The 23,647-nt window shown below is 57.2% G+C and carries 14 protein-coding genes; 8 read left to right on the top strand and 6 right to left on the bottom strand.

Features of this window, described 5'->3' with window-relative positions:
- The first annotated feature begins 1,145 nt into the window (after positions 1 to 1,145).
- From panB to XH81_RS31640, 3 genes are all read left to right on the top strand, one after another.
- Complete coding sequence (gene panB, locus XH81_RS31650; protein ID WP_271596681.1) at positions 1,146 to 2,018, top strand: 3-methyl-2-oxobutanoate hydroxymethyltransferase; 873 nt, start codon at positions 1,146 to 1,148, stop codon at positions 2,016 to 2,018.
- A gap of 13 nt (positions 2,019 to 2,031) precedes the next feature.
- Entirely contained in the window at positions 2,032 to 2,898 is an 867-nt protein-coding gene (panC, locus tag XH81_RS31645) for a pantoate--beta-alanine ligase (RefSeq protein ID WP_271596680.1), read from the top strand.
- Between the two features lie 673 nt (positions 2,899 to 3,571).
- Positions 3,572 to 6,670, top strand: coding sequence for an efflux RND transporter permease subunit (locus XH81_RS31640; RefSeq protein WP_271596679.1), 3,099 nt, complete (start codon positions 3,572 to 3,574; stop codon positions 6,668 to 6,670).
- Positions 6,671 to 6,979: 309 nt separating this feature from the next.
- Here XH81_RS31640 and XH81_RS31635 read toward each other — a convergent pair whose 3' ends face one another.
- Positions 6,980 to 7,978, bottom strand: a complete 999-nt coding sequence (locus tag XH81_RS31635; protein ID WP_271596678.1) for a GDP-L-fucose synthase family protein — start codon at positions 7,976 to 7,978, stop codon at positions 6,980 to 6,982.
- On the bottom strand, positions 7,959 to 9,044 hold the full coding sequence (gene gmd, locus XH81_RS31630; RefSeq protein ID WP_271596677.1) for a GDP-mannose 4,6-dehydratase: 1,086 nt from the start codon (positions 9,042 to 9,044) through the stop codon (positions 7,959 to 7,961). The genes XH81_RS31635 and gmd overlap by 20 nt, the downstream gene beginning before the upstream one ends.
- Positions 9,045 to 10,269: 1,225 nt before the next feature.
- Between gmd and glmS the strand changes: the two genes are divergently transcribed.
- The 3 genes from glmS (at position 10,270) to XH81_RS31615 (ending at position 13,582) form a co-directional block, all read left to right on the top strand.
- Positions 10,270 to 12,096, top strand: a complete 1,827-nt coding sequence (gene glmS / locus XH81_RS31625; RefSeq protein ID WP_271596676.1) for a glutamine--fructose-6-phosphate transaminase (isomerizing) — start codon at positions 10,270 to 10,272, stop codon at positions 12,094 to 12,096.
- Between the two features lie 281 nt (positions 12,097 to 12,377).
- Positions 12,378 to 12,614: a hypothetical protein gene (locus XH81_RS31620; protein WP_271596675.1), complete on the top strand. Its 237-nt coding sequence runs from the start codon at positions 12,378 to 12,380 to the stop codon at positions 12,612 to 12,614.
- 143 nt (positions 12,615 to 12,757) lie between these two features.
- Positions 12,758 to 13,582, top strand: coding sequence for an Effector protein NopP (locus XH81_RS31615; protein WP_172787767.1), 825 nt, complete (start codon positions 12,758 to 12,760; stop codon positions 13,580 to 13,582).
- Between the two features lie 845 nt (positions 13,583 to 14,427).
- On the opposite strand, the gene XH81_RS31610 is transcribed toward XH81_RS31615, so the two are convergent.
- The 4 genes from XH81_RS31610 to dctA all read right to left on the bottom strand — a co-directional run bounded on the left by XH81_RS31610 (position 14,428) and on the right by dctA (position 20,331).
- Complete coding sequence (locus XH81_RS31610) at positions 14,428 to 14,814, bottom strand: response regulator transcription factor (RefSeq protein WP_246708936.1); 387 nt, start codon at positions 14,812 to 14,814, stop codon at positions 14,428 to 14,430.
- 86 nt (positions 14,815 to 14,900) lie between these two features.
- Positions 14,901 to 15,584 carry a response regulator transcription factor gene (locus XH81_RS31605; RefSeq protein WP_271596674.1) on the bottom strand — a complete coding sequence of 228 codons (684 nt, stop codon included), beginning with the start codon at positions 15,582 to 15,584 and terminating at the stop codon, positions 14,901 to 14,903.
- On the bottom strand, positions 15,581 to 18,253 hold the full coding sequence (locus XH81_RS31600; RefSeq protein WP_271596673.1) for a PAS domain S-box protein: 2,673 nt from the start codon (positions 18,251 to 18,253) through the stop codon (positions 15,581 to 15,583). Before XH81_RS31600 ends, XH81_RS31605 begins: the two co-directional genes overlap by 4 nt.
- Positions 18,254 to 19,008: 755 nt before the next feature.
- Positions 19,009 to 20,331 carry a C4-dicarboxylate transporter DctA gene (gene dctA / locus XH81_RS31595; protein ID WP_172787763.1) on the bottom strand — a complete coding sequence of 441 codons (1,323 nt, stop codon included), beginning with the start codon at positions 20,329 to 20,331 and terminating at the stop codon, positions 19,009 to 19,011.
- 1,139 nt (positions 20,332 to 21,470) lie between these two features.
- Here dctA and XH81_RS31590 point away from each other — a divergent pair.
- Together XH81_RS31590 and XH81_RS31585 are read left to right on the top strand one after the other, a co-directional pair.
- Positions 21,471 to 22,160: a molybdate ABC transporter permease subunit gene (locus tag XH81_RS31590; RefSeq protein ID WP_172787781.1), complete on the top strand. Its 690-nt coding sequence runs from the start codon at positions 21,471 to 21,473 to the stop codon at positions 22,158 to 22,160.
- A 68-nt stretch (positions 22,161 to 22,228) separates the two neighbouring features.
- On the top strand, positions 22,229 to 23,488 hold the full coding sequence (locus tag XH81_RS31585) for a serine hydrolase domain-containing protein (protein ID WP_271596672.1): 1,260 nt from the start codon (positions 22,229 to 22,231) through the stop codon (positions 23,486 to 23,488).
- Positions 23,489 to 23,647: the final 159 nt, after the last annotated feature.

The raw sequence follows: 23,647 nt of genomic DNA, 5'->3' as shown, positions 1-23,647 counted from the left end.
TTGAACGCCGAGCCAAACTCTGCCTGCCACATGCGCCGAAGTCGGAGTGCGACGACCGCGCTATGCCGATTGCGCAGCTTGACCCGGCCGAACCGGTGCGGCGCTATGAACGTGAACATCCCGTGAGCTGACACATCGATATCAAAAAGCTGGGCAAGTATAACTGTGCCGGCCGGTTGAAAGAGCAGCCTGCGGGTACGCGGCGACGAACCTGGCCAGGATTATGTCGACATCTGAATCGAGGATGCCTCAATACCTCCAGCAAGGCGATGAAGAGCGATCGTCAGGGCTGCGCCGCGGCCGTCCTCAAGGCGAGGACGCCACAAGCGTCGGCGTCAAGACCAGCAAGTCAGGACCGACAACGGACCCCGCTACGAACCTTTGCTTCCCGCTAAAGCGGGCGAACGCCTCGGCCTCGAGTAAATCGGCACCAAGTTCTATTGGGGCTCTTTAGCGACCGAGATCTGCTGCTGCGGTGCTTGGAAATGCGATCTTTGTCAGGCCGCAGTATTGCGCACCTTGGCGGACCTCAAGGCATTCTACACTGCGCATCGTCGATCCAGCCCGTGAGCTGCTCTAGAGCAGACCGGATCGCTTGCCTACAGCGGCAGCCGGTAGGCGAATCGGCGGAAGCCGACGCACGCCTGCATTACTAACAGACAAGCGAAGAAAGTCTCGCGGCGATGATGGCGCAACCAAAAGGATTTTCATCCATTCCCGGCCCATCTTTGAGCCGTCGATTTCTTTTTCTCTTGTGCAAGTTGACAATTTTCTTCCCCGCTCCCTAGGAAGTACCGTTTGCGCGGAAGGCTGAATTTCTTCAAACGAGAACAGTATACGCCGCGAAGCATGAGACGGAGGCAATCTTCATTACCACGGTTCCATCAGCCCTCGATCCACCCCCTTATCTCGCAGCGGCCCTCCACCAAGGAGTTCGTAAACATCCGCAACAAGAACTCCGGGACGCAGTCAGTTAAGCTAAAGCCGAAGAAGTTCACCTGCGTTTCGCAGCAACTAGACTGCTGATCACCCGACATACTCGATCATTTCGTCGCTGTGGATAGCTATGACTTGAAGTCGTTGACGAGTTAACCGAAGTTCAAGCTTTGCCACATTCGCACCTGCAAAATCGAACTGAGGTCCAAATGAGCCACGTTTCGGAGAAGCCGACCGATCGCATCACAATTCCCATGCTGCAGCGGTGGAAGCAGGACGGTCGGCGTCTCGTCATGACGACTGCCTACGACGCGGTTGCGGCGCGTATCGCGGATCCGTCCGTCGACATCATTCTTGTCGGTGACAGTGTGGGTAACGTTTGCCTTGGATTCGAAAATACGCTTCCAGTGAGCGTTGCGATGATGAACCATCATCTGGATGCCGTGGTACGTAGCAAGCCTCGTGCTTTACTCGTCGCCGATATGCCGTTTCTAAGCTTCCACGTCAGCGTCGAGGAAACGATACGCAATGCTGGCGGATTCCTGCAGCGAGGCGCAGCTGCAGTGAAACTCGAGGGCGGTGGCAAGAGAATCGAGATGGTACGGGCGCTCGTCGATTGCGACATTCCTGTGATGGGTCATCTCGGTCTTATGCCTCAGAGCGTCAACGTGATGGGCGGCTTCAAAGTGCAGGGTCGGAAAGCGGATGAAGCGTTGCGTTTGCTCGATGATGCTCACCTTCTGCAGGAGGCCGGCTGTTTCGCCTTGGTCTTGGAGGGCATTCCGGCCGAGCTTGCTGCTCGAGCGACCAAGTCCTTGACAATACCGACAATCGGGATCGGCGCCGGCCCGGACTGTTCAGGCCAGGTGCTCGTGTTTCACGACGTACTGGGCCTCACTGGAGGTCATCGCCCCAAATTCGTTCGCGCCTATGCAGAAGGCTTTCAGCATTTGCATGATGCGCTCTCGCGCTGGGCCGCGGATGTCCGCGGTGGTGCATTCCCGGGACCGCAAGAGTCCTACAGGCTTCCCGAAGACGTTGGAGAGTCAATTGCCACCTGGGCGCCGTCCAACCCAACTTGATATAGAGCTCCACATGCAAACAATCACGACGGTCGCTGAACTTCGCCGTACTCTCGCTAAATCCCGCGGCGCCAATCGACGGGTCGGATTGGTGCCGACAATGGGCTATCTTCACGATGGCCACATGGCGCTGATCGCAGCGAGCCAGGCGCAATGCGACGTCACGGTCGTCAGCATCTTCGTCAACCCCACTCAGTTCGGACCAAACGAGGATCTCAGCAGCTATCCGCGCGACTTTCTACGTGATGAGGAACTGTGCCGTGATGGCGGTGTTGCGATCCTCTTCGCGCCGGATACACAGGAAGTTTATAGGAGCCATTTCGAAACCTTCGTTGAACCGGGCGACCTCGCCAAACCTCTGTGCGGAGTCTTCAGGCCTGGGCATTTTCGCGGTGTGGCGACCGTCGTATGCAAGTTGTTCAACATGGTGCAGCCCGATGTCGTATTTTTTGGGCAGAAGGATTTTCAGCAATGCGCAGTCGTGCGTCGCATGGTGATTGATCTCAATCTCCCGATCGAGATGGTCACTGTACCAACCGTTCGCGAACGCGATGGGCTCGCAATGAGCAGCCGCAACCGCTATCTCAGCAAAGAAGAGCGTCAGCGGGCCCTTGCGATCAACCGGGGACTATCCGCCGCGCTCGACGAATTTCGCTCGGGAGAGCGCAACGTAGAAAAGCTGATTGCGGTCGCCAAGGGGCATTTAGAGGCAGTTGACAGATTGCAGTATCTTGAACTTGTCGACGGTGACACGCTCAAAACCGCCGATAGTCCACTGCGGCGCCCCGCGGCGCTTTGTGCGGCAGCCTACGTTGGCTCAACGCGTCTGATCGACAACGTCTTACTGGGTTGCCAACTCGGTAGCGAAATGCGTAGCTAAACCGCGCGCAGCATATTGAGTGGCAAGAAATGCTCAAAGCACCTCCGAAAGGCGCGTCGAGCTGGCAGCGAAGGGCCAACTCCAACGCGACTTTGTTTAGCGAGTTAGCGAGGATAGGTAGCCGGTGCGTATGGAATATTGTGGGACCTAAAACTTTGTGTCTGGCAACATCACCAGATTTGCTCTACGGCGATCAGCGATCAATTCGACAAACCTTCGTATAGTGCTCTATAGCTCAGGCTATATCACCCATTTACCTTTGTAGAGTTGAGCACCCGTCACGTCGCGTGTACTTTCGACGTCGAACCTCAATCATTGGTCTGCGGGTCAGTGCGAAACCTGAGCTGCTGCCTTGCTATAATTCGTTAAGCTCCAATCAGTCGTTACGACGAACATCTGGAGTCAGGACCTCCGGCGGAGAAGACAGGGGCTTTATAGCAGGCGCCGATCATCGAGATGGGGATTTAGCCATCAGAGCAGCGGAATAACATTCACTCGAGCGACGAACATGGAAGCGAAGGATAGTGCGTCCGCACCCGCGAGCACGTGAGCTCTTAGAGTAGCCAATAGCGCGTCCCTCGTACCGGGGGCTAGCACAGCCGCAGCATTGGTGATCATTGCCGCTTTATAAGTTGCGGCGAATCTGCATCCCACCCTTGATACATGAGTCGATATGGCATTTACCGAGCTTTTCATCAAACGTCCGGTATTGTCTATCGTCGTCAGTTCCTTGATTTTGCTGATCGGCTTGCGCGCGGCCACCGTACTGCCGATCCGGCAATATCCCAAGCTATCTAATACGGTCGTCAATATCACGACGTCCTATCCTGGGGCTTCTGCCGACATGATCCAGGGGTTCATCACCTCTCCCCTGGAGCAGGCTGTCGCGTCCGCCGAGGGGGTTGACTACATTAGTTCCTCGTCTGTGCTTGGTACTTCGACCATCAAAGTCTACATAAAGCTCAATTTTGATCCCAACGAAGCGCTCACGGAGGTGCTCTCCAAGGTCAACTCAGTCAAATACCTGATCCCAAAGGAATCAAGCGATCCAGTTGTTACGAAGTCGACGGGTCAGAAGACTGCTGTCATGTACATCGCCTTCTCCAGCGAGGAACTGGCGGCAAGTGCGATCTCCGACTATCTCTCACGCGTTGTGCAACCGGTTATCTCAACGGTCGACGGCGTTGCAGCGGCAGACATTCTGGGCGGCCAGAATTTTGCGATGCGGCTATGGCTCGATAGTGCGAAAATGGCTGGGTACGGCGTGTCGCCGGCTGAGGTTTCGGCTGCAATCGCCGCTAACAACTTCCAGGCCGCGGCGGGTCAGACCAAGGGCTATTTCACTATCTTCGATGTCACGGCAAACACGGATCTGCGGAGTGTCGAAGATTTCAAGCGCATGATCGTGAAGGCCAATGACGGTGGCTTTGTGCGCGTGGAGGACATTGCGGTAGTGGAGCTTGCCGCGCAGACTGCTGACGTTAGTGTCGCGATGAATGGCGAGCACGCGGTCTTTGTCGGCGTGCAGGCGAGCCCGCAAGGAAATCCTCTAAACATAGCGCGAGGCGTTCGAGGGCTGTTTCCAGAAATCGAGCGTAACCTGCCGCCGTCATTGAGGATGAAAGTAGCCTACGACTCCACCAAATTTATTCAATCATCGATCGATGAAGTTGAAAAGACGCTCATTGAGGCCGTCGTGGTCGTTGTGGTCGTGATCTTCCTGTTCCTGGCCTCGCTGCGCTCGGTCATCATTCCGGTTGTCACTATTCCGTTGTCGCTCGTTGGTGTCTGCAGCATGATGCTCGTGCTGGAGTTTTCATTCAATCTCTTGACCCTCCTTGCAATGGTACTCGCTATCGGTCTCGTAGTCGACGACGCGATAGTGGTGGTGGAGAACATTCACCGTCATTTAGAAGAAGGTGCAACGCCGCGAAAGGCTGCCACAGCGGGAGCGCGCGAGATCGTCGGCCCCATTGTCTCGATGACGATTACTTTGGCTGCGGTGTATTCCCCAATCGGATTTCTAGGCGGCCTCACCGGTGCGCTATTCCGCGAGTTCGCGTTTACGCTAGCGGGAGCGGTGATCGTCTCGGGCGTGATCGCTTTGACACTATCGCCGATGATGTGCTCGCTCCTGCTGAAGCGCGACGAGGGGGGACGGTTTGCACGATTTGTGAACCGTGGGTTCGGCGCCATGACACAGTGGTACGGCCGCAAGCTCGACCGCTCGCTTGACTATCGACCGGTTACGGGCCTGTTTGCACTTACCATGCTTGGCCTCGTCGGCTTTCTCTATATGCACACTTCCAAAGAACTCGCCCCCGAGGAGGATCAAGGGATCGTATTCGCTTTAACGAAGGCGCCGAAATACGCCAACATCGACTACCTCGACTATTACGGCACCAAGCTCGAAAACGCGTTCCAGAAATTTCCAGAGACTGACTTGAGCTTCGTGCTCAATGGCGTTAGCGGCCAGCAGAGTGGCCTCGCGGGCATGCTGCTCAAGCCCTGGGACGAGCGCAAGCGATCATCGATTGTACTAAAGTCCCTCGTCCAGGCCGAGCTGTCAAAAATCGAAGGCATCAACGCGTTTGCCTTTAGCTTGCCTCCGCTTCCGGGCGGTTCGGACGGGCTACCAGTGCAGATGGTGATCAATTCGACCCTTGGCTTCCAATCCATCTATGAGCAGATGTCAAAGCTGAAGGATGCGGCGCGTAAGAGCGGCCTGTTCATGGTGAGCGACTCCGACCTGGAGTTCAACCAGCCGGTGGTACGAATCAAGGTCGATCGATCCAAGGCTAACGAGCTTGGCATAACCATGCAGACCATCGGGAATGCGCTTGCCACATTACTGGGGGGAAACTATGTGAACCGCTTCAATTTGCAGGGCCGCTCATACCAGGTGATCCCGCAGGTTCCCCGAGGGGAACGTCTGGTGCCGCAAGCAATCGGGAGCTATTACGTAAAGAACGCGACAGGCTCAATGCTTCCACTGTCTACCGTAGTCTCCATCGAGACCGCCACCGATCCGAACGCGCTCACCCACTACAACCAGCTCAATTGCGCGACTTTTCAGGCAGTGCCGATGCCTGGCGTCACGATCGAACAGGCTGTGGATTTCCTGGAAGCCGAGGCGAAGAAACTACCCGCAGGCTTCAGCCACGACTTCCTGGCCGACGCGCGCCAGTATGTGCAAGAGGGTAATCAACTGGCCATTACATTTGCATTTGCACTCATCATCATATTCTTGGTGCTTTCGGCTCAGTTCGAAAGTCTGCGCGACCCGCTCATCATTATGATCAGCGTGCCGATGGCAATTGTCGGCGCGTTGATTCCGCCGTTCTTTGGCTGGGCGACCATGAACATCTACACCCAGGTTGGACTGTTGACACTTGTCGGGTTGATTTCTAAGCACGGCATCCTGATGGTTGAGTTCGCCAATGAGCTGCAGCTCAAGGAGAGATTTGACCGTCGCTCGGCTATAGAGATGGCGGCGCGCGTCCGATTGCGCCCAATATTGATGACCACGGCGGCGATGGTCACGGGCTTCATCCCCTTGTTGACTGCAACGGGAGCTGGAGCGGCGAGCCGCTTCTCGATCGGGCTCGTCCTCGCCGCCGGCATGTCTGTCGGCACTCTGATCACGCTGTTCGTTCTCCCAGCCCTCTACGTGGCGATCGCGTCCGATCACCGTGACGACGCGAGCGCCGACCGCGCGAACCTAGCCGAGCTCGACTTCACCGGCGCTGCTGATGCCGAGATGGCTAGGTAATGACCATCAAATAGATGTGGGTTTGCTCCGTGGTGCGCGCGAAGGAGCCTAGGACCGCTTCAAGTTACTGGGACGTCGAGACTTCGCGCACTTGGCGCCGAGCTGGGCGCCTCATCTCCTCGGAGAAGAATACTTCGGTGGTCCGCTGGTGGCTGCTAGGCGAAGCGGCGCCGGATATTCACGGCATCGGAACCAAGCTCGACCCGCCGGAGGGGGCAAAAGACAGTTGGTGCTCTCTTGATAAAACGGTGGATTTACCAATCATCGTGAATGGCTCGGCCCGCCATTCGGATCGTTGGTGGGATTGCTCTAATCCGTGATGCAGGCTTCCTTCTCGAGAACAAGCCGATCACTCTTGTGCCGTCGATCGCTCTCAATACGAAACGCCCGGTATGCCAGCTGAATGCCCTCGTTGAGCGAGGTGGTGGCGCGCCAGCCGAGCCCGGATAACCGACTGACGTCGAGCAGCTTGCGCGGCGTTCCGTCGGGGCGCGACGTGTCGAAGCTGATCTCACCGCGAAAGCCGACGGCGGCCGCAACCATGAGTGATAACTCGGCGATGCTGATGTCCTCGCCGGTGCCGATATTGACCGGTTCTGGCGAGGAGTAGGTCTTCATCAAATGGATGCAGGCGTCGGCGAGATCGTCGACGTAGAGAAATTCGCGGCGCGGCTTGCCGGTACCCCACACCACGACGTTGCTTCCGCCCGCAATCTTGGCCTCGTGGAAGCGGCGGATCAGCGCGGCCATGACGTGGCTGTATTCGGGGTGATAATTGTCGCCAGGCCCGTATAGATTGGTCGGCATCACGCTAATGAAATCGGCGCCGTACTGGCTGCGATACGCCTCGGCCATCTTGATGCCCGCGATCTTGGCGATTGCATAGGGCTCGTTGGTCGGCTCCAGCGGGCCGGTCAGCATCGAGTCCTCTCGCAGCGGCTGCGGCGCCAGGCGTGGATAGATGCAGGAGGAGCCGAAGAACATCAGCTTCTCGCATCTGTTGGCATGGGCCGCCTGGATCACGTTGCTCGATATTGCGAGGTTGTCGTGGAGAAACTCGGCGCGCAGGGTGTTGTTGGCGACTATACCGCCGACCTTGGCTGCGGCGAGGAACACGGCCTGCGGCCTCTTCGCTGCAAACCAGGCAGTCACCGCGGCTTGGTCACGCAGGTCAACCTCGCTTCGTGACACCGTCAAGAGATCGACCTGCTCGCGTGCCAGTCGGCGCACCAGCGCCGCGCCGACCATGCCGCGATCGCCGCCGACGAAAACGGTCTTGCCTTTCAGCTCAAACGCCGCGATTGCCATTTGCTGCGTCCTGTCTGGCTTGGACGAGATCGCTGGCGACCATTTCCTTCACCATTTGCGAGAACGACGTTTTCGGCGCCCAGCCGAGTTTTGCGCGCGCCTTGCTGGCGTTCCCGATCAGGAGATCGACTTCGGTTGGACGGAAATAGGTGGGATCGACCTGTACCAGGGTCTTGCCAGAAGCCTTATCAACGCCGACCTCCTCGACGCCCTTGCCACGCCATACGATGCTGCGCCCGACCTCGGCAAACGCCAGCTCGACGAACTCGCGGACAGACCGCGTCTGGCCGGTCGCAAGCACGAAGTCGCCGGGCTCGTCCACCTGCAGGATCCTGTGCATGCCTTCGACGTAGTCGCGGGCATGGCCCCAGTCGCGCTTGGCGTCGAGATTTCCGAGATAGAGCTTGTCCTCGAGGCCGACCTCGATGCTGGCGACGGCGCGGGTGATTTTTCGAGTGACGAAAGTCTCGCCGCGGGTAGGACTCTCATGATTGAACAGGATGCCGTTGCTCGCGAACATACCGTAGGCCTCACGGTAGTTCACCGTAATCCAGTAGCCATAGAGCTTGGCGACGCCATAGGGCGAACGCGGATAAAATGGCGTGGTTTCCGTCTGTGGCACCTCTTGCGCGAGGCCGTAAAGCTCGGAGGTCGAGGCTTGGTAGAAGCGCGTCTCCTTTTCCATGCCGAGAATGCGGATAGCTTCCAACAGGCGCAGCACACCGATCGCGTCGGCATTGGCGGTGTATTCCGGGCTCTCGAAACTGACCTGGACGTGGCTCTGTGCGGCGAGATTGTAGATTTCGGTCGGCCGAATCTGCTGCACAAGCCGGATCAGGTTGGACGAATCGGTCATGTCTCCATAGTGCATTAAGAACGGCACATCGGCGGCATGCGGGTCCTTGTAAAGATGATCGACGCGCGCGGTGTTGAAGGAAGACGACCGGCGCTTGACCCCATGCACGGTGTAACCGAGACCGATCAAATGCTGGGCGAGATATGCGCCATCTTGCCCGGTGACACCAGTAATCATCGCGACGCGCCGGTTTGAATTGTGAGCCACCATGATGTCTCGTTTACTTGCGCCAAAAGAGTTCGCTATGAAAAGCCATTGCGTAGTCGCTTCCCGAAAATCTAGATGGGCACGCGCGCGCCAATCTCACTAAAGGAGCGCGATCGTTAGCCCCTGTCATACACCTCATGAAGGAATACAACACCATATACGTTGATTTATAGGTGGACCTGCCAACACATTGATCTTAAGGGGATGAAACTCAGGCGACGTCGCAACGGTGATGATCCTAAGCAGGTGAGATGAATTGTAAGCGCCGGTGCGCCCGCTCGGGGCGCTTTCCGGCTGGCTATATTTCCAAATGAGACAGATGTCGTCCATCTGTGAGCCTTATCTTCTCACGCGCATGTATGCATCCGCGCGCTCTCAGGGAGGCGGAGGAGCTGCGGGTTGCGGCTTCCAAATAGGAGACTCAGTCTTAACGGTCGGCATAACAACTATAGTCCCCGCCGGTCCCAAGTAGCTGGTTTGCAGCAGGCGATGCACAGCCGACGTAAAACAAATGAGAAGGACTGGCAAACGTTGGTATAGACCGTCGAACATTTCGATATCGAAAGTTTACGTTAGTACAATGGAGCTTCGACGCCGATCCTCTAATCTTGACTGAACGTAAGTTGCCTCAGTCCGAGTATGACAAGTGTCTTGAGCCCGCGCCGGAAATTCGTTCTGAGGAGAACTAGACAATTCAAGCTAGAGCCGCCGCGCAGGTATATCACCAGCAGACCACGTAGAGGATGTGGGCAGCGTTCTTTTTCTGTCTGAGCCGGAGGGAAGCCGAGACCAAACGTGACCGCTCTCTCGACCCGATCCTGAGACGCATAGACTCAGTTGTTGCGCATCAACTTCATCGCGGGGGCGGTATCGCTGCTCATTGTTTTGGAAACTTAGAAGGGGGGCGCGAGATGGCTCATTAGTTCCGGTGAGTCTCTTTGTGCCGAGCTGGATGTCGGCGCGCAGGCGCAACTGCACGTTCGGCTCTCGTCGAGGCGGTCACGGCGTTGGCGACACCATCGCAGCGTCTATTCGAATAGCTAGCTAAAGGAAGAAATGAAGCCGATGGCTGGAAAAAGATCTAAATCACGCGGGCGAATTCAGATGCGATAAAGGCGCCCGCGGAAGATTCGAACTTGAACCCCGTTGTTGTCGGGCAAGCGAGCTCTATCACGGGCTCCTATAGCGCGGACGCCAGACTCCTCGAAGTTGGGCTGCATGGATTGATATGTGTGGAATTATTGGCATTTTGGGACGTGGTCCGGTCGTTGAGAAGCTGGTCGCGTCGCTCAGGCGACTGGAATATCGTGGCTACGACTCAGCGGGTCTCGCGACTCTCGAAGGTCTCCGTATCGAGCGCCGCCGCGCTCAAGGTAAGCTGAGAAACCTTGAGGAGCAGTTGCGCTATAGTGCCCCTGTAGGTCAAAGCGGCATCGGTCACACCCGCTGGGCGACTCATGGAAAGCCGACCGAGAGCAATGCTCATCCGCATGCGACGGAAAATGTCGCGGTCGTTCATAATGGGATCATTGAGAATTTCCGCGAGCTCCGAGCTGAGCTGGAACGAAATGGAGCCAAGTTTTACTCAGAGACGGACACCGAGGTTGTGGTGCATCTCGTCGAGTTCTACCTCAAAAACGGCTACTCACCGCAGGATGCGGTGCAGGCGTCGTTGCCGCGCTTGCGCGGTGCCTTCGCGTTGGCATTCCTTTTCAAGGACCACGACGATCTTTTAATCGGTGCGTGCAAGGGGTCGCCTCTTGCGATCGGACATGGTAACGGCGAAGTGTATCTAGGATCTGATGCGATTGCGCTCGCGCCTCTGACCAATACCATTACCTATCTTGAGGACGGTGACTGGGCCGTGCTTACGCGCGCGACGTGCGCGATCTATGGTGCAGACGGCTGTGTCGTCCGACGGGAAACATCAAAGTTTGCTGTGTCGTCTCTCCTTGCGGAAAAGGCTAATTATCGCCACTTCATGGCTAAAGAAATCCACGAGCAGCCGACAGTGGTCGCGCAGACATTGGCGCATTATCTCGATGAGGCGGCCAAGCGGGTAGCGCTGCCGCTCGCATTGCCCTTCGACTTCAATTCCATTCAGCGCATTTCAATTACTGCGTGCGGCACGGCAAGCTACGCCGGGCACATCGCCAAATACTGGTTCGAACGGCTGGGGCGCTTGTCTGTGGAGATAGATGTAGCCTCTGAGTTTCGATATCGGGAGGCGCCTCTGCGCCGGGGCGATCTCGCGATCGTCATCTCGCAATCGGGCGAGACGGCCGACACACTAGCTGCGTTGCGATACGCCAAGGGCCAGGGCCTGCATACGATATCTGTAGTTAATGTCCCGACGTCGACGATTGCGCGCGAGAGCGAATCCGTTCTGCCGACGCTGGCTGGGCCGGAGATCGGCGTCGCTTCCACCAAGGCATTTATCTGCCAGCTGACGGTACTGGCGGTGCTTGCCATCGCAGCAGGGAGAGAGCGAGGTAAGCTGTCTGAAATCGATGAATCGAAGCTCGTGCAAGAGCTCATCGAGGTGCCGCGGTTGGTCGCTGCGGCCTTGTTAGTCGAGCCGCAAATTGAGAAGCTCGCGCGCTATATCGCCGGCGCGAGGGCGGCACTCTACCTCGGTCGTGGCACATCGGCTCCGCTGGCGTTGGAGGGCGCGCTCAAGCTGAAGGAAATTTCGTATATCCACTCAGAAGGTTACGCCGCCGGCGAGCTTAAGCACGGGCCGATCGCACTGGTCGATGAGGCTATGCCTGTGGTGGTGATCGCGCCTTACGATGGCGTTTTCGAGAAGACCATTTCGAACATGCAAGAAGTGGCGGCTCGCGGCGGAAAGATCATCCTGATCACCGATGCGAAGGGCGCTTCGGAAGCGACGGTGGACACGCTCGTGACCATCGTTCTGCCAACAATGGTCGCAAGCTTTACGCCGATGGTCTATGCTATTCCGGTCCAGCTCTTGGCTTACCATACCGGCCTCGTAAGTGGCGCGGACGTGGATCAGCCGCGCAATCTCGCGAAATCCGTCACTGTGGAATGAGACTGCAGTGTTGCTATCGAAGCGTCAGGTTTCGGCGCCGACGCGTTCGGCTTGCGGCTCCTTTCCTCGGTTGGTGGGTCATGGATCTCGACGAGTTCCCAATCCGGAGTCGCTGTAGCTGCCGTGGGTCTCGCAACCTCGAGCGATGCTACGTCAGCCCGCCTCAGTGTAGTAGGATCGGCCACCCTATAGGAGGCTTTGGGTGCCTGTCGGCCTGCAAGGTGCTGGCGAAGCCGTTCAGGAGCCATTTGCAATCCGCCACAGGAGCCAAGAGTTCCACCTTGATTGGCCTGATGATGCTCCAAACCGTATGCTGGGATTGGACGGGTCGCGATGCAGCCGTCATGAAGCGCGCGCTCTACAATGCGCTTCTGCCCAGTATCGCGATCGATGCAAAGGATCCAATTGGCATCGGCAGTGAATCGGGGATCGACCGTTCCAACGGAGGAGGATCCTCGCACTGCTCGCTTCTCATTCAACCTAGTGAATCAATGCGCAAGCGCACCACGTTCCACTAGAAGCAGGCCCTGCGTCAGCTAACGTGAGGGCGGCCGGCAGCATCACGTCAGATTTTCGTAAGCCTGAGTCCCTATCTGCGCCGCAGGGCCTAGCAAGCCTGAACCAGACGTGGAAATTCATGCCCGACCGGAGCACCAATTGCATGTATAATCGGATCAATGGCTCGTCCTATTTCACATCCTCTCCCCTTGACGAGACTGATGAGCAAAACGACGCAGACAGTTTCGCGGATGCGTTTCGGCAGCTGCGTTTAGCCCCGTCAAACTCCAGCGGCACTTCGTCTTCGACAACACGGCCCTATTGGCTTGATTCAAGCCCGCCTATCGTAGAGCTCGATAAGCGGTCGTTCAGAATGGCGGCACAGGGCTATCACAGCGACGAAATCAGGAAAATCGCCGATAACCCACATGAATATTCGGACTTCGTCTCTCGGAAAGCGGCACGAACTGCAGAGCTTGCACAGAAATATGGAACAGCTTCAGATTCTGATAACGCGCGATACTTCAGCTATCAACTAGGAAGCGAGAGTGTCGGCCTTTTACGAATGGAAGGGGGCGACAGCATGACGAATTTCGAGGTCGAAAACTGGCAGGAGCTGTTTCCCGGCCGATCTGGGACGACTGCTACTGTAGATCTTCAGGTCGTTCATCCGCTTGTCGAGAACGCTGGCGATATTCTGCTCGAGCATCAACTTGGAATCGCCGGTGAGCGGCCACTGCTAAATTTGCGTCCGGCGAATCCGGAGGCAAGAGCCCGTGCTGCAAAGATGGGGTTCGTCGAGGTTGACGCCGATAACATGGTCCTAGACCCAGCGAGGTCAGACAAGTGGGTGAGGAATGGCGAGGGCAAGTGGCAGCGAGAAGGCACCGCTTCGCGGTATCTTCGCAAAGCTGACGACAGCCAAGATCGTAAAATCGAGATGCCAGCGAGTGCTCCAACATACGATTATGAAGATGATTTCATGTGACCATGGAATCACCGGGCATTAGGCCCCTGGTGATCTAGCCTGCTCCGCACTTCCGTGCGGCGGGCGGCGGTTAGCCAGAGTACCTTACTTAGCTCAGAATGCTCTCTCCTCAATTCTCCTTGGCTGAGCAGTTGCTGATTGTTCGCGCCTGCGAAATTAGGGGCCTATTGAACAAGCATATTGCTGAGAATGCCCGCCTGCGGCGACGACCTGTTCTGCCCCCCGCCAACCGGGGGGCGGGACGGGTGGCGCCGAGCACGTTGGACGGCTCGAACCACAACTCTTCTGCAGATGAAGCTTGCGAAGAAATAATGGCGTGGACGCCGGACGAGAGTCGGTCGCAACAATGTACAGCGAAGCGGCTGCCCAATGGACAACCCGGGCCCGCTCAACGGACGTAAGGATCTGGTGAGCACGAGGATCGTGCAGAACACTCTCACCAGAGAAGCGGTGCGTAAGACATGAGGGGCTACAAGCGAAGCTCCATTCTCGTCGTCACCGCGGTAGGGCTGAGCATAGCCAATCTCGTGCGTGCCGGGCGCACGCGGGCAACTCCGCTCTGCAATGGAATAGATAACCTCGCTCCAGATGGAGCTAAGAACGCTTAGGCGCAACGACCGCTCTTTATTACCATGAGCGTAGGCGTGGAATGAGCCAGTGCCAGCGTCTCTCGCAGAATAGTCTGTTCTGCAGCCGCCCAAATCGGTAAAGCCTGGAGGCGCAAGAAAATGCTGGCCGTAGCATATTTGGAGTAAGCCGGGGTTCGGACTGAGAACGTTGCCAGCCGACTTGATTGTTGCCCACGAGCTTTTAGATCGGACATCAACTCAAGCTGCAGGTTGGAATCAGATACCGCCTCGAGCGCTATATGCCTTCAGTGCGTTGTCGAGGCACTTAAGTAACTCTTGTCCGCCAAATGGTTTGGCGAGGAAGCCAATTGCGCCCGCCTCCAGGGCTGACGTGCGCACACGCTCGCTGGGGAACGCTGTAATGAAAATGAATGGTGCTTCGTAGCCACGCGTCCGCATTTGCGCCAGCAGCTCCAGCCCGCTCATGGCCGACATCTGCACATCGGTAATGACACAGGATATCTCGTTCAACTGCGGGGACCGCAGGAGCGCCTCGGCCGACGCAAATATCTGAACGACGTAGCCACGCGATTTCAAGAGGTTCCCTGTCGCCGCACGGACTGAGGCGTCGTCGTCAACGACGGAAATCAAAGGCGTGGGCAAGATGAGCTCTCCTGACGCAGGAACAGTGGCTGCCAAAGTGTTAGCCACCTTCGGCGAAAATGGGCTGGAGAGATGAAACTGTAAAATCATACTTGCGTTTGTTCAGGATGATTTGCACGAAGTCCCAGCGTCTCGCTCATTCTGATCAGCTCGGCCAGCGACCGGGCACGCATCTTTTTCATGACGTGACCCCGGTAGATCTTGACGGTGATTTCGGCAAGCCCAAGTTCGGCGGCTACCTGCTTGTTCATCAGGCCGGCCGTGACCAGTTTCATCACCGCCTGCTCTCGCGGGCTTAAGGTCCCAAATAGAGACTGCAAGTTCGTGACGGTTCGCTGAGTTTCCCGCCTCTTGCGATCGCGTTCGGTCGCCGCAACCACGGCATCGAGCAATTCCTGATCGCGGAACGGCTTGCTGAGAAAATCGACCGCACCTCCCTTCATGGCCCTGACGGTCATGGGAATGTCACCATGACCGGTGATGAAAATGATCGGGATGTGTATGTTCAACCTGGCCAGCTCGGTCTGGTAGTCAAGGCCGCTCAGGCCCGGCAGCCGGACATCAAGAACTAGACAGCTTGTGACGTCCGGAATTGTGCTCTGCAGCATTTCCCGGGCCGATCCGAACGCAACGACCTCCAATCCTACCTGGCGGAAAAGGTTAGTAAGCGAGCGGCGCACCGAGATGTCATCCTCAACGACAAAGACGATCGCCTTCGTCGAGGCCTCGGCATTGCTACGCTCACCTAGCGAGTCAAACGGTCCTGTCACTGGAGGGCCTCCTTATGCACGGGCAAGAAAAACTGAAAGGTCGCGCCCGGTTCATCTTTATGAAGAAGCGATAGCCGCCCTCCGTGAGCTTCCACGATAGATCGGCAGATCGAAAGTCCCATTCCAAGGCCACTCGACTTGGTGGTGAAGAAGGGGTCCAACACGTGGTCAGCGTCCTTCTCAGCGATCCCGACGCCGCAATCGGCCACGGCAAGCTGCACGCGCCCCAGATCGTCCTTGGATGATTGAATCAGAAGTTCGCGCGGCCGGTCTGTAATTGCGTCCATCGCCTCGATTCCGTTCATTACCAGATTGATGATCACCTGTTGTAGCTGAATTCGGTCACCGAGGATCCTAGGCAGAACGGCCGTTAACTCGGTTCGCAACGTCACCCGGTGGCTCACCAGCTCTCGTGTTACCAGCGCAACGACGTCCCGGACGACATCATTAATGTCGAGCGGCACCATCTCAATCTCGCCTTTCTTCGCGAGTGCGCGAACGCTACGGATCACCTCGCTTGCCCGGATCGCGTCTTCGATGATCCATTCCACTGAAGAGCGCGCTTCGGCAAGATCAGGAGTTTCGCGAGCCATCCATCCGAGGCACGCATCGGCGTTGGTGAGAATGGCGGCGAGTGGCTGGTTTATCTCATGGGCGATGGAGGTTGTCAGTTCTCCTAACGTCGTTACACGCGTCACATGGGCAAGCTCCGCCTGTGCCTTTCGCAGGTCTTGTTCGGTCTGATCGGCGCGGATAATGGCTGTGATGTCAGTGCTGACGCCACGGTAGCCCAGAAAATTACCGTTTCCGTCGAAGAAAGGCTTGCCACTCGTGCGGACGTAGATCGGAGATCCCATCCGATTCACGGTACGGTAGACGAGATCCCGAAACGGCTGACGCGCCTGCAACGTCGCCCGATGTTGCCGCCACTTTTCGGGCTCCTCTTCGACGTCGCACGCAATCTCCCAGCGAGGCAGGTCCATCAATCCAGTGGCCAAAATTCCTGCAGTGCTGGTGTGCTCGGATAAGCGGGTCACCCGATGATCTGGACCGGTCTCCCAGAGCCAGTCGGAAGCTGTCTCGGCGTAGTCGCGAAAGCGCTGTTCGCTTTCGCGCAGCGCGACAAGCGTGTTTTCCAGGCGTTCCCTAGCTGCGTGTTGATCGGTGACATCCATATGTGTTCCGATCAGCTCGCTGACCTTACCATCACTAGCGGCGACAACATGCGCAACCGAGTGTATGCGCCTTGTCCTGCCATCTGGCAGAAGGATACGGAAATCATATTCGAACCGCTCCTGCTCCTTTTCTCTCGCCTGGCGCTGCACCTCCTGTAACCGTGGCAAGTCTTCCGGATGGATGCGCGAGCGAATGGTCTCTATCGATACCGGCTCTTGTGGGTCAAAGCCGAACAATCGGTCAACTTCCGCGGACCGATAAACGAAATCTAGCCCGTGGACGTCCCAGGACCAGCTCCCTGTGTGGGTGAGATGCTGGGCCTCGGCCAGATAGGCCTCGCTGCGACGCAACTGCTGTTCTGCCCTCCTCGCTGCCGTAATATCGGTAGCTGCCCCAACAAACTCGATTTCACCAGAAGCGCTTCTCGTGAGCCGTGCCTTAGCACGGATGTGCTTCACAGAGCCGTCTGGTAGCAGCAATCGATACTCGTGCTCGAAACCGCTCAAGTCTCGCATCGCTCTATCGATAACTTCTTTAACCGAAGCCCTATCATCTGGGTGAGTGCGATCAACGACAAGCTGCGGCGAGGGGATCGTTTGAGGATCTAATTGGAAAATCCGAAATGTTTCCTTTGACCAGAATGCCTCGCCAGTGGTGGCGTTCCAGCTGAAGCTGCCTGTATGACTCAACTCCTGCGCTTGAGCCAAATGTGCTTCGCTCCGCTGCAGGGCGAGTTCGGTCCGCTTTCGCTCCGTGACATCTTCGCAGGCGATAAGGACAATGGGCCGGTCGTCCGCCCAAAGCATGGCTTTGGCGTTTTCACGTACCCACAACACGGAGCCGTCCTTCCTGACTTTCTGGACGTCCCACGTGCGCGATTGTCCAATATCCTCAAGGCACGCCCGAATGCAGTTGTGAACGAATGCGCGATCCTCCTCAAGAAATATGCCGAGTACGGAGTGGCCGATCAGATCTGCAGGAGCATAGCCGAGTTGTGTCGCGCCGAATGTATTGACGTTAAGGACAGTGCCGGCTTTATCGAGCATGAAGTACATGGCCGGATTGTGCTCGAAGATTGCTCGCCACCGTTTTTCACGATCCTCCAAATCCGCCGCGCTGCGCTGAAGCTTGACCGCAGCTACACGCGCAGCCTCTCTTTCCTGGCGGAGCTTTCCGATCAGGTACGTTCCTACAATGGAGACAAGAAAGAATGCGACAACCACTGGAAGATCGCGGGAGTCGTCGATTTGCAGGCTAAACGCCGGCGGCGCAAAGTAGTATGCGAGAGCAGCGATTGCCATGATGCAAAGCGCGGACGACGCGATGAAGCTGCCCATCAATGAAAATAGCAAGACTACTAACAAATAGGCGAACGCCGTCGCGGCGAAATGGGCATTGAGGTATACGCAACTTAATGTAACAGCGGCTAGCGTTATGCCGCCGAAGGTCAACTGAGGGGCTGAACGTTTAAGACTGCTTATCTGGATAGACATTTTGAGACCGTCCGGCCTGTCTCCGGCGGGAGAGCTATAGCATTTTAGGCAAAAATGGGGCAATCCTCGTCGCTTGGGTCGAGCGTGCCCGAGATTGATCACCTGCTGCCGAACTCAGCACGTGCGGGGAAAAAACGCATTATAAACATGCGTATAGTTGTCCTAAACTTTCGAAGAGGTGCCGCTGACGGGCAGCACTCGAAGCTGAAATTTCTGACTTTCCGCCCCTGCCGATAGCCCTCCCGGCATTCGTTCGAGCCTGCCCCGATGCGCCCTGCTTACGCCCCCCGGACCGAGGACCGAGGATCTAGTTCAGCCGAGAGGTTGAAGCTAAACGATCAGGCGCGCCTCCGAACCGGCAAAGAACAGAAACAAGCGGCCGCCCCCGGCACAGTCTGCGAAGGAAAGCACAACCTTCATGTGCCGAGACAGGAACGAAAAGTTGCGCGAGTGCTACCGGTGCGATTGGGCCATCGCGCCTAGCTGCTCGGTCAAGGATACCTCCATCTGAACTGCGGCGAGCCGCCCACGGCACCGTCGGTTCGGTGTCATGCCGCGCTGGATTCCAGCGAAATCCACCCTGAAGAAGCCGCTATTTCTTTGATCGCGTGCTTTTCAGGAGGACCTGCCCGGCCGCGACGCGGGCGCAAGAGCGGTGCACTGGAGAGCGCATGAGAAAGTGCCAGCTCGCCTTAAGTCGGCTTGGCCGATTCGAGTCAATTCGTGTTCGGATGGTGGCGGTTAAGATCCGGGACCTACTTCATTGTGCTTGTAGGGTCGATAGTGGTCGAAGCTGTGGGCTGGTTGAGTCGAGCCTGCAGCGTCCCGTGCTCTAGCTCGTCTTCCCACCAGGATACGAACACGGCCGCGATACCATTGCCGATGATGTTGGTCAGGGCGCGAACCTCGCTCATGAATTTGTCGATCGAAAACACGATTGCCATGCCCGGCACCAGCGCTGGGTTTACCACCGACAATGTCGCAGCGAGGGTGATGAAGCCCGCGCCGGTGACGCCGCTTGCTCCCTTCGACGTTAGCATTGCCACGAGCAAGATCGTGAGCTGCTGGTTAAAGGAGAGATCGACCCCGAGTGCCTGGGCAATGAACAATGTTGCAAGTGTCATATAGATGTTAGTGCCGTCGAGGTTGAAGGAATAGCCAGTTGGCACCACCAGTCCGACGACCGTCTTGGAGCAGCCCAGCCGCTCGAGCTTCTCCATCAATTGCGGCAGCGCGCTTTCGGAGGACGACGTACCGAGCACGATCAGAATCTCGTCTTTGATATAGACAAGGAACTTGAAAATTGAAAAGCCGACGAGGCGCGCGATCAGGCCGAGTACCACCACAACAAACAGCGCGGCTGTTGCGTAAAACAGCGCGATCAGACCGATCAAATTACCGAGCGCTGCCGGCCCGAACTTGCCGACCGTGAAAGCCATGGCGCCGAAGGCGCCGACCGGGGCCGCTTTCATTACAATAGCGATCACGCCGAACACGGCTTGCGCGACGTCGTCAATCATGCCGCGCAGCCGCTCCCCACGCTTTCCCAGCGCCATCAGAGAAAAGCCGAAAAGGATCGCGAACAGGAGAACCTGCAGAACATCCCCGCGAGCGAAGGCGCCGATCACGCTATCGGGAATGATGTTGAGAAAAAAGTCGACGGACTTCGAAGCTTCCGCTTGCTTGACGTAATTGGCGACCGCCGCAGCATCCGGCTTGACCGTAAGGCCATGGCCGATTTGGACGAGATTGCCCATAACAAGGCCCAACAGCAAGGCAAAGCTGGACACGATCTCGAAATAGAACAGCGCCTTGACGCCGACGCACCCGACTTTCTTCGCATCCTGAATATGCGCAATACCAGATGTGACGGTGCAGAAAATAATCGGCGCGATCACCATCTTGATAAGCTTGATGAACCCGTCACCGAGAGCCTTAATCCAGTCGTTGGTGGCTAGAGATGGCCAGAGGCAGCCGACCACGGCGCCAATAATGATCGCGATCAGCACTTGGACGTAGAGTATCTTATACCAAACTTGCGACGCGCGTGCGGGCGCCGCAGTTGCCATGGTGGTCATGACGCTTCCTTCCCGAATATACTCGAATGCGAGCCGCCGCGCCCTTCAGAGGCGGCAGCGTCATACGAGACTCATCATTTTAGCCGTGTCCGATTGAAGACGGTTCCGGGAGCCGGCGCGTCCTTCCAAAGGCAGGCGCTTAGTTACGTTGTCCATTCTCCTTAAGCAAGATATGCACCAGATGCCTAAACTCCGGCCGATTGATCAGTCGTGGACAAGTCGTCTGCCCCGGGCGCATCGGCTCAGTCGAGCGCGGACCGCATGCGTAAGATCGAACAAAATAATTGCAGCGTAGCGCCGCCTTGGCGGAGTTACGTCTCGCCTGGGAGCGTTAGCGTGATCGATATGCACACACTGCTGAGATCGATGCAACAACACGCGGCATCGGTAAAATCGATAGTTTGGATCGCACGCATTTGTCGGATGGAAGCGCCGCTTGGGAACAGATTGTTCTGAAAAGCCTTTGATGGATGAACTGCGTTGTGGCTAGCGACAAAGCTCGCTGTGCACGGGGGGGCGTTTGTCTCCAGGCCTTTGCTTACGATGCATTGGCTATGTCGACCACGAGGCGGCCTTCGCTCGCGGCTCCTCGGGCCTTTGCGACCTCGCAGAGGCAGCGTTACAACGAGTTCTCGGCTAACCGTTCGTGTTGCGGCCAAACGGCGAGCTTGCTTCCGCCCGCTGCACTACCGCCGCGGCGAGCCGTCGACCAACCACATAGGATCCTCTTCGGCCGGCAAAGTCGAACGCTTCGTTGCGGGGCCGTCGCTGTTTGCTCGGGAACAATGATGCCGAAAACCTGACAGAGTGTTAGGTCCACTCCAAAGTGACGTCGCCTTCCACTCGACTGTCTCTCGCATTGAGCATGGAGCTGCCACTGTTCGCACCCGGCACAGGAATTGCTGACGACAAATGAGAAGTTGCCCGGTCATATGGACCGAAGCGGACCTGCCACAGGAGTTGTCGATGAGGCTTGCGATGCTGCTCTTGCTCGCACAAAGGAAGCGCGTGAATTTGGCGGCCGCCGCGAGCCGCCGCGCGACCAATTGGCCATTCGCGCCACCTCCCCGTGTGAGCCGCACGTGCAGGCTATCACTGTCAGGATACGTCGGCCCACACTCTCTGGCGGGCTGACGCAGATGGAAGTGGTTTGGGCAGAGATTTCGCAATCCCTTGCGCTCACGATTGAGCTCGCCAGTGTGACGACCGTGATCCTTCTCTTGATTAGTGTGCCCCTCGCTTGGTGGCTAGCGCGCTCAAAGACCTTTGCGAGCGAGGCGGTGGCCACGATGATCGTCCTGCCGCTGGTGCTGCCGCCAACGGCTCTCGGCTTTTGCGTCCTCGTTTTGCTCGGCCCCCACGGACCGGGTGGCGTTCTCGCCTCTTTCTGGGGCGAGCGTACGCTAGCCTTTACCTTCGCCGGAATCGTCGTCGGATCGGTCCTCTCGGCGCTGCCGTTGGTCGTGCAGCCGATCCGTAGCGCCTTTGTTGCGATAGGCGATCTCCCCTTGGAAACGAACGGGCGCGTTCCGCCGTTCTACGCCTTCATTGCCGTCACCGCGCCACTGGCGCGACTGGAATTCATTAAAGCCGCCGTGGTTGGCTTTTCTCATACGATCGGCACATTCGGCGTCGTGATGATGATCGGCGGCAATATTCCTGGACGCACCAAGGTGTTGTCGGCCTACGTCGTAGACTTCGTCCAGGCGTCGCGCTGGCGTGAGGCAGGTGTGGTCGCCGGTGGTATGGTGATGTTCGCCTTGGCGACAATCTTCACTTTGGCGCTCATCGACAGACACTGTGCCAGGAGGGGCACCGAATCGTCTTAGCGCTGCGGCCTGACATTCCGATAATGCCGGGCAGCAGTCTAGCAAACTGGGCCCAGTCCGAGGGTACAATGAAAAAGCTTGCTATCGCCACGGCAGCTGCTGGATTCGCTCTCAATTCGGTGCACTCCGCGCCTCTGCCCGAAGCAGCGGCCGATGAGGTAGGCGTTTCTCAGCAGCGCATTGCCAAGCTAGACGACTTCTTCGCTCGTGAGATCGCAAGTAAACGCGTTCCAGGCGCGGTGGTTGCAATCGCAAGAGACGGAAAGTTGATTCACTACAAAGCGTACGGCCAACTCGACCCCGCAAAAGGAAGGCCGATGCGACTCGATGCGATCTTCGCGCTTGCTTCTATGACCAAACCGATGGTGGCCGTTGCGGGGCTCATCCTCATGGAGCAAGGTCGCCTACCTCTACAAGCCAAGCTTACTGATTACTACCCGGAATTCGCAAACATGAAGGTGGCAGTGCCACAGCATGATGGCTCATTAGAATTCCGAACACAGAGTTCTGCGATCTACATCCACGATCTTTATCGCCACACATCCGGACTCACCTATGGTGCGCCCGGCAGCTCAGACCAAGTGGTGCGTCTCTATCCCGGTTTCGCCGATCCGCCCCTAAGAGGCGATAAGCAGGCTTTCATTGAAGCGATTACCAAGCTGCCGCTAGCGCACCAACCGGGGACTGAATTCGAATACGGCTTCTCGACCGATGTGCTGGGTGCTGTCATTGAACAGGTCAGCGAACACCGATTGGGCGACTATCTCACCCGGAACCTATGGAAGCCCATCAAAATGCAAGATGCCACTTTCCATTTGTCGGAATGGCAACGCGACCGCCTCGCGCGTCCATTTTCGGAGGACCCCCTGACGGGAAAGCCGCAAGACATCGGACTCCTCGAAAGCCAGACGAAGTTTGACTGCGGCGGAGCCTGCGCATTTGCGACAGTGGGTGACTACGTGCGCTTTGGACAAATGCTGCTCAATGGCGGGGAGCTGGACGGGCAGCGAATTCTTGGTCCGAGGACGGTGGGCCACATGATCTCCAACCACCTTGGGCCAGAGATCAAGAATAAAGTCGCCAATGTCGAGCCGCATCGTGCCGGCTTCGGCTTCGGGCTTGGAGTGGCTGTACGGCTAACCGGGGGGCTCTCGGCGGTTCCGGGCAATCCAGGAGAGTTCACCTGGACCGGCGCCTACGGCACACAATTCTTCTGCGACCCAAAAGAGCGTCTGGTCGTGGTGGTCGGAACGGCAGCGCCCGGGGAAATCCGGAAGTACTACCGCGAACAAGTCCAGTTTATCGTCTATGCTGCCATAATCCGATGACTCTCCGCCAAAAGGCTCGATGATCCGTTTTGGGTAGTAGGTAGGCAGTGTTGCTAGTACCCATGGATTTCGACTGAGTCTTGCCGTTGCCATCTATCCGTGTCGGATGGATCGTACCGATGCGTCAAGACGCGATCGCCTTCCGAAGAAGCCCCTGCA

Source organism: Bradyrhizobium sp. CCBAU 25360 (genome assembly GCF_028128695.1).
Lineage (GTDB): Bacteria > Pseudomonadota > Alphaproteobacteria > Rhizobiales > Xanthobacteraceae > Bradyrhizobium > Bradyrhizobium ottawaense.
This window is presented reverse-complemented; position numbering and strand designations above follow the sequence as displayed.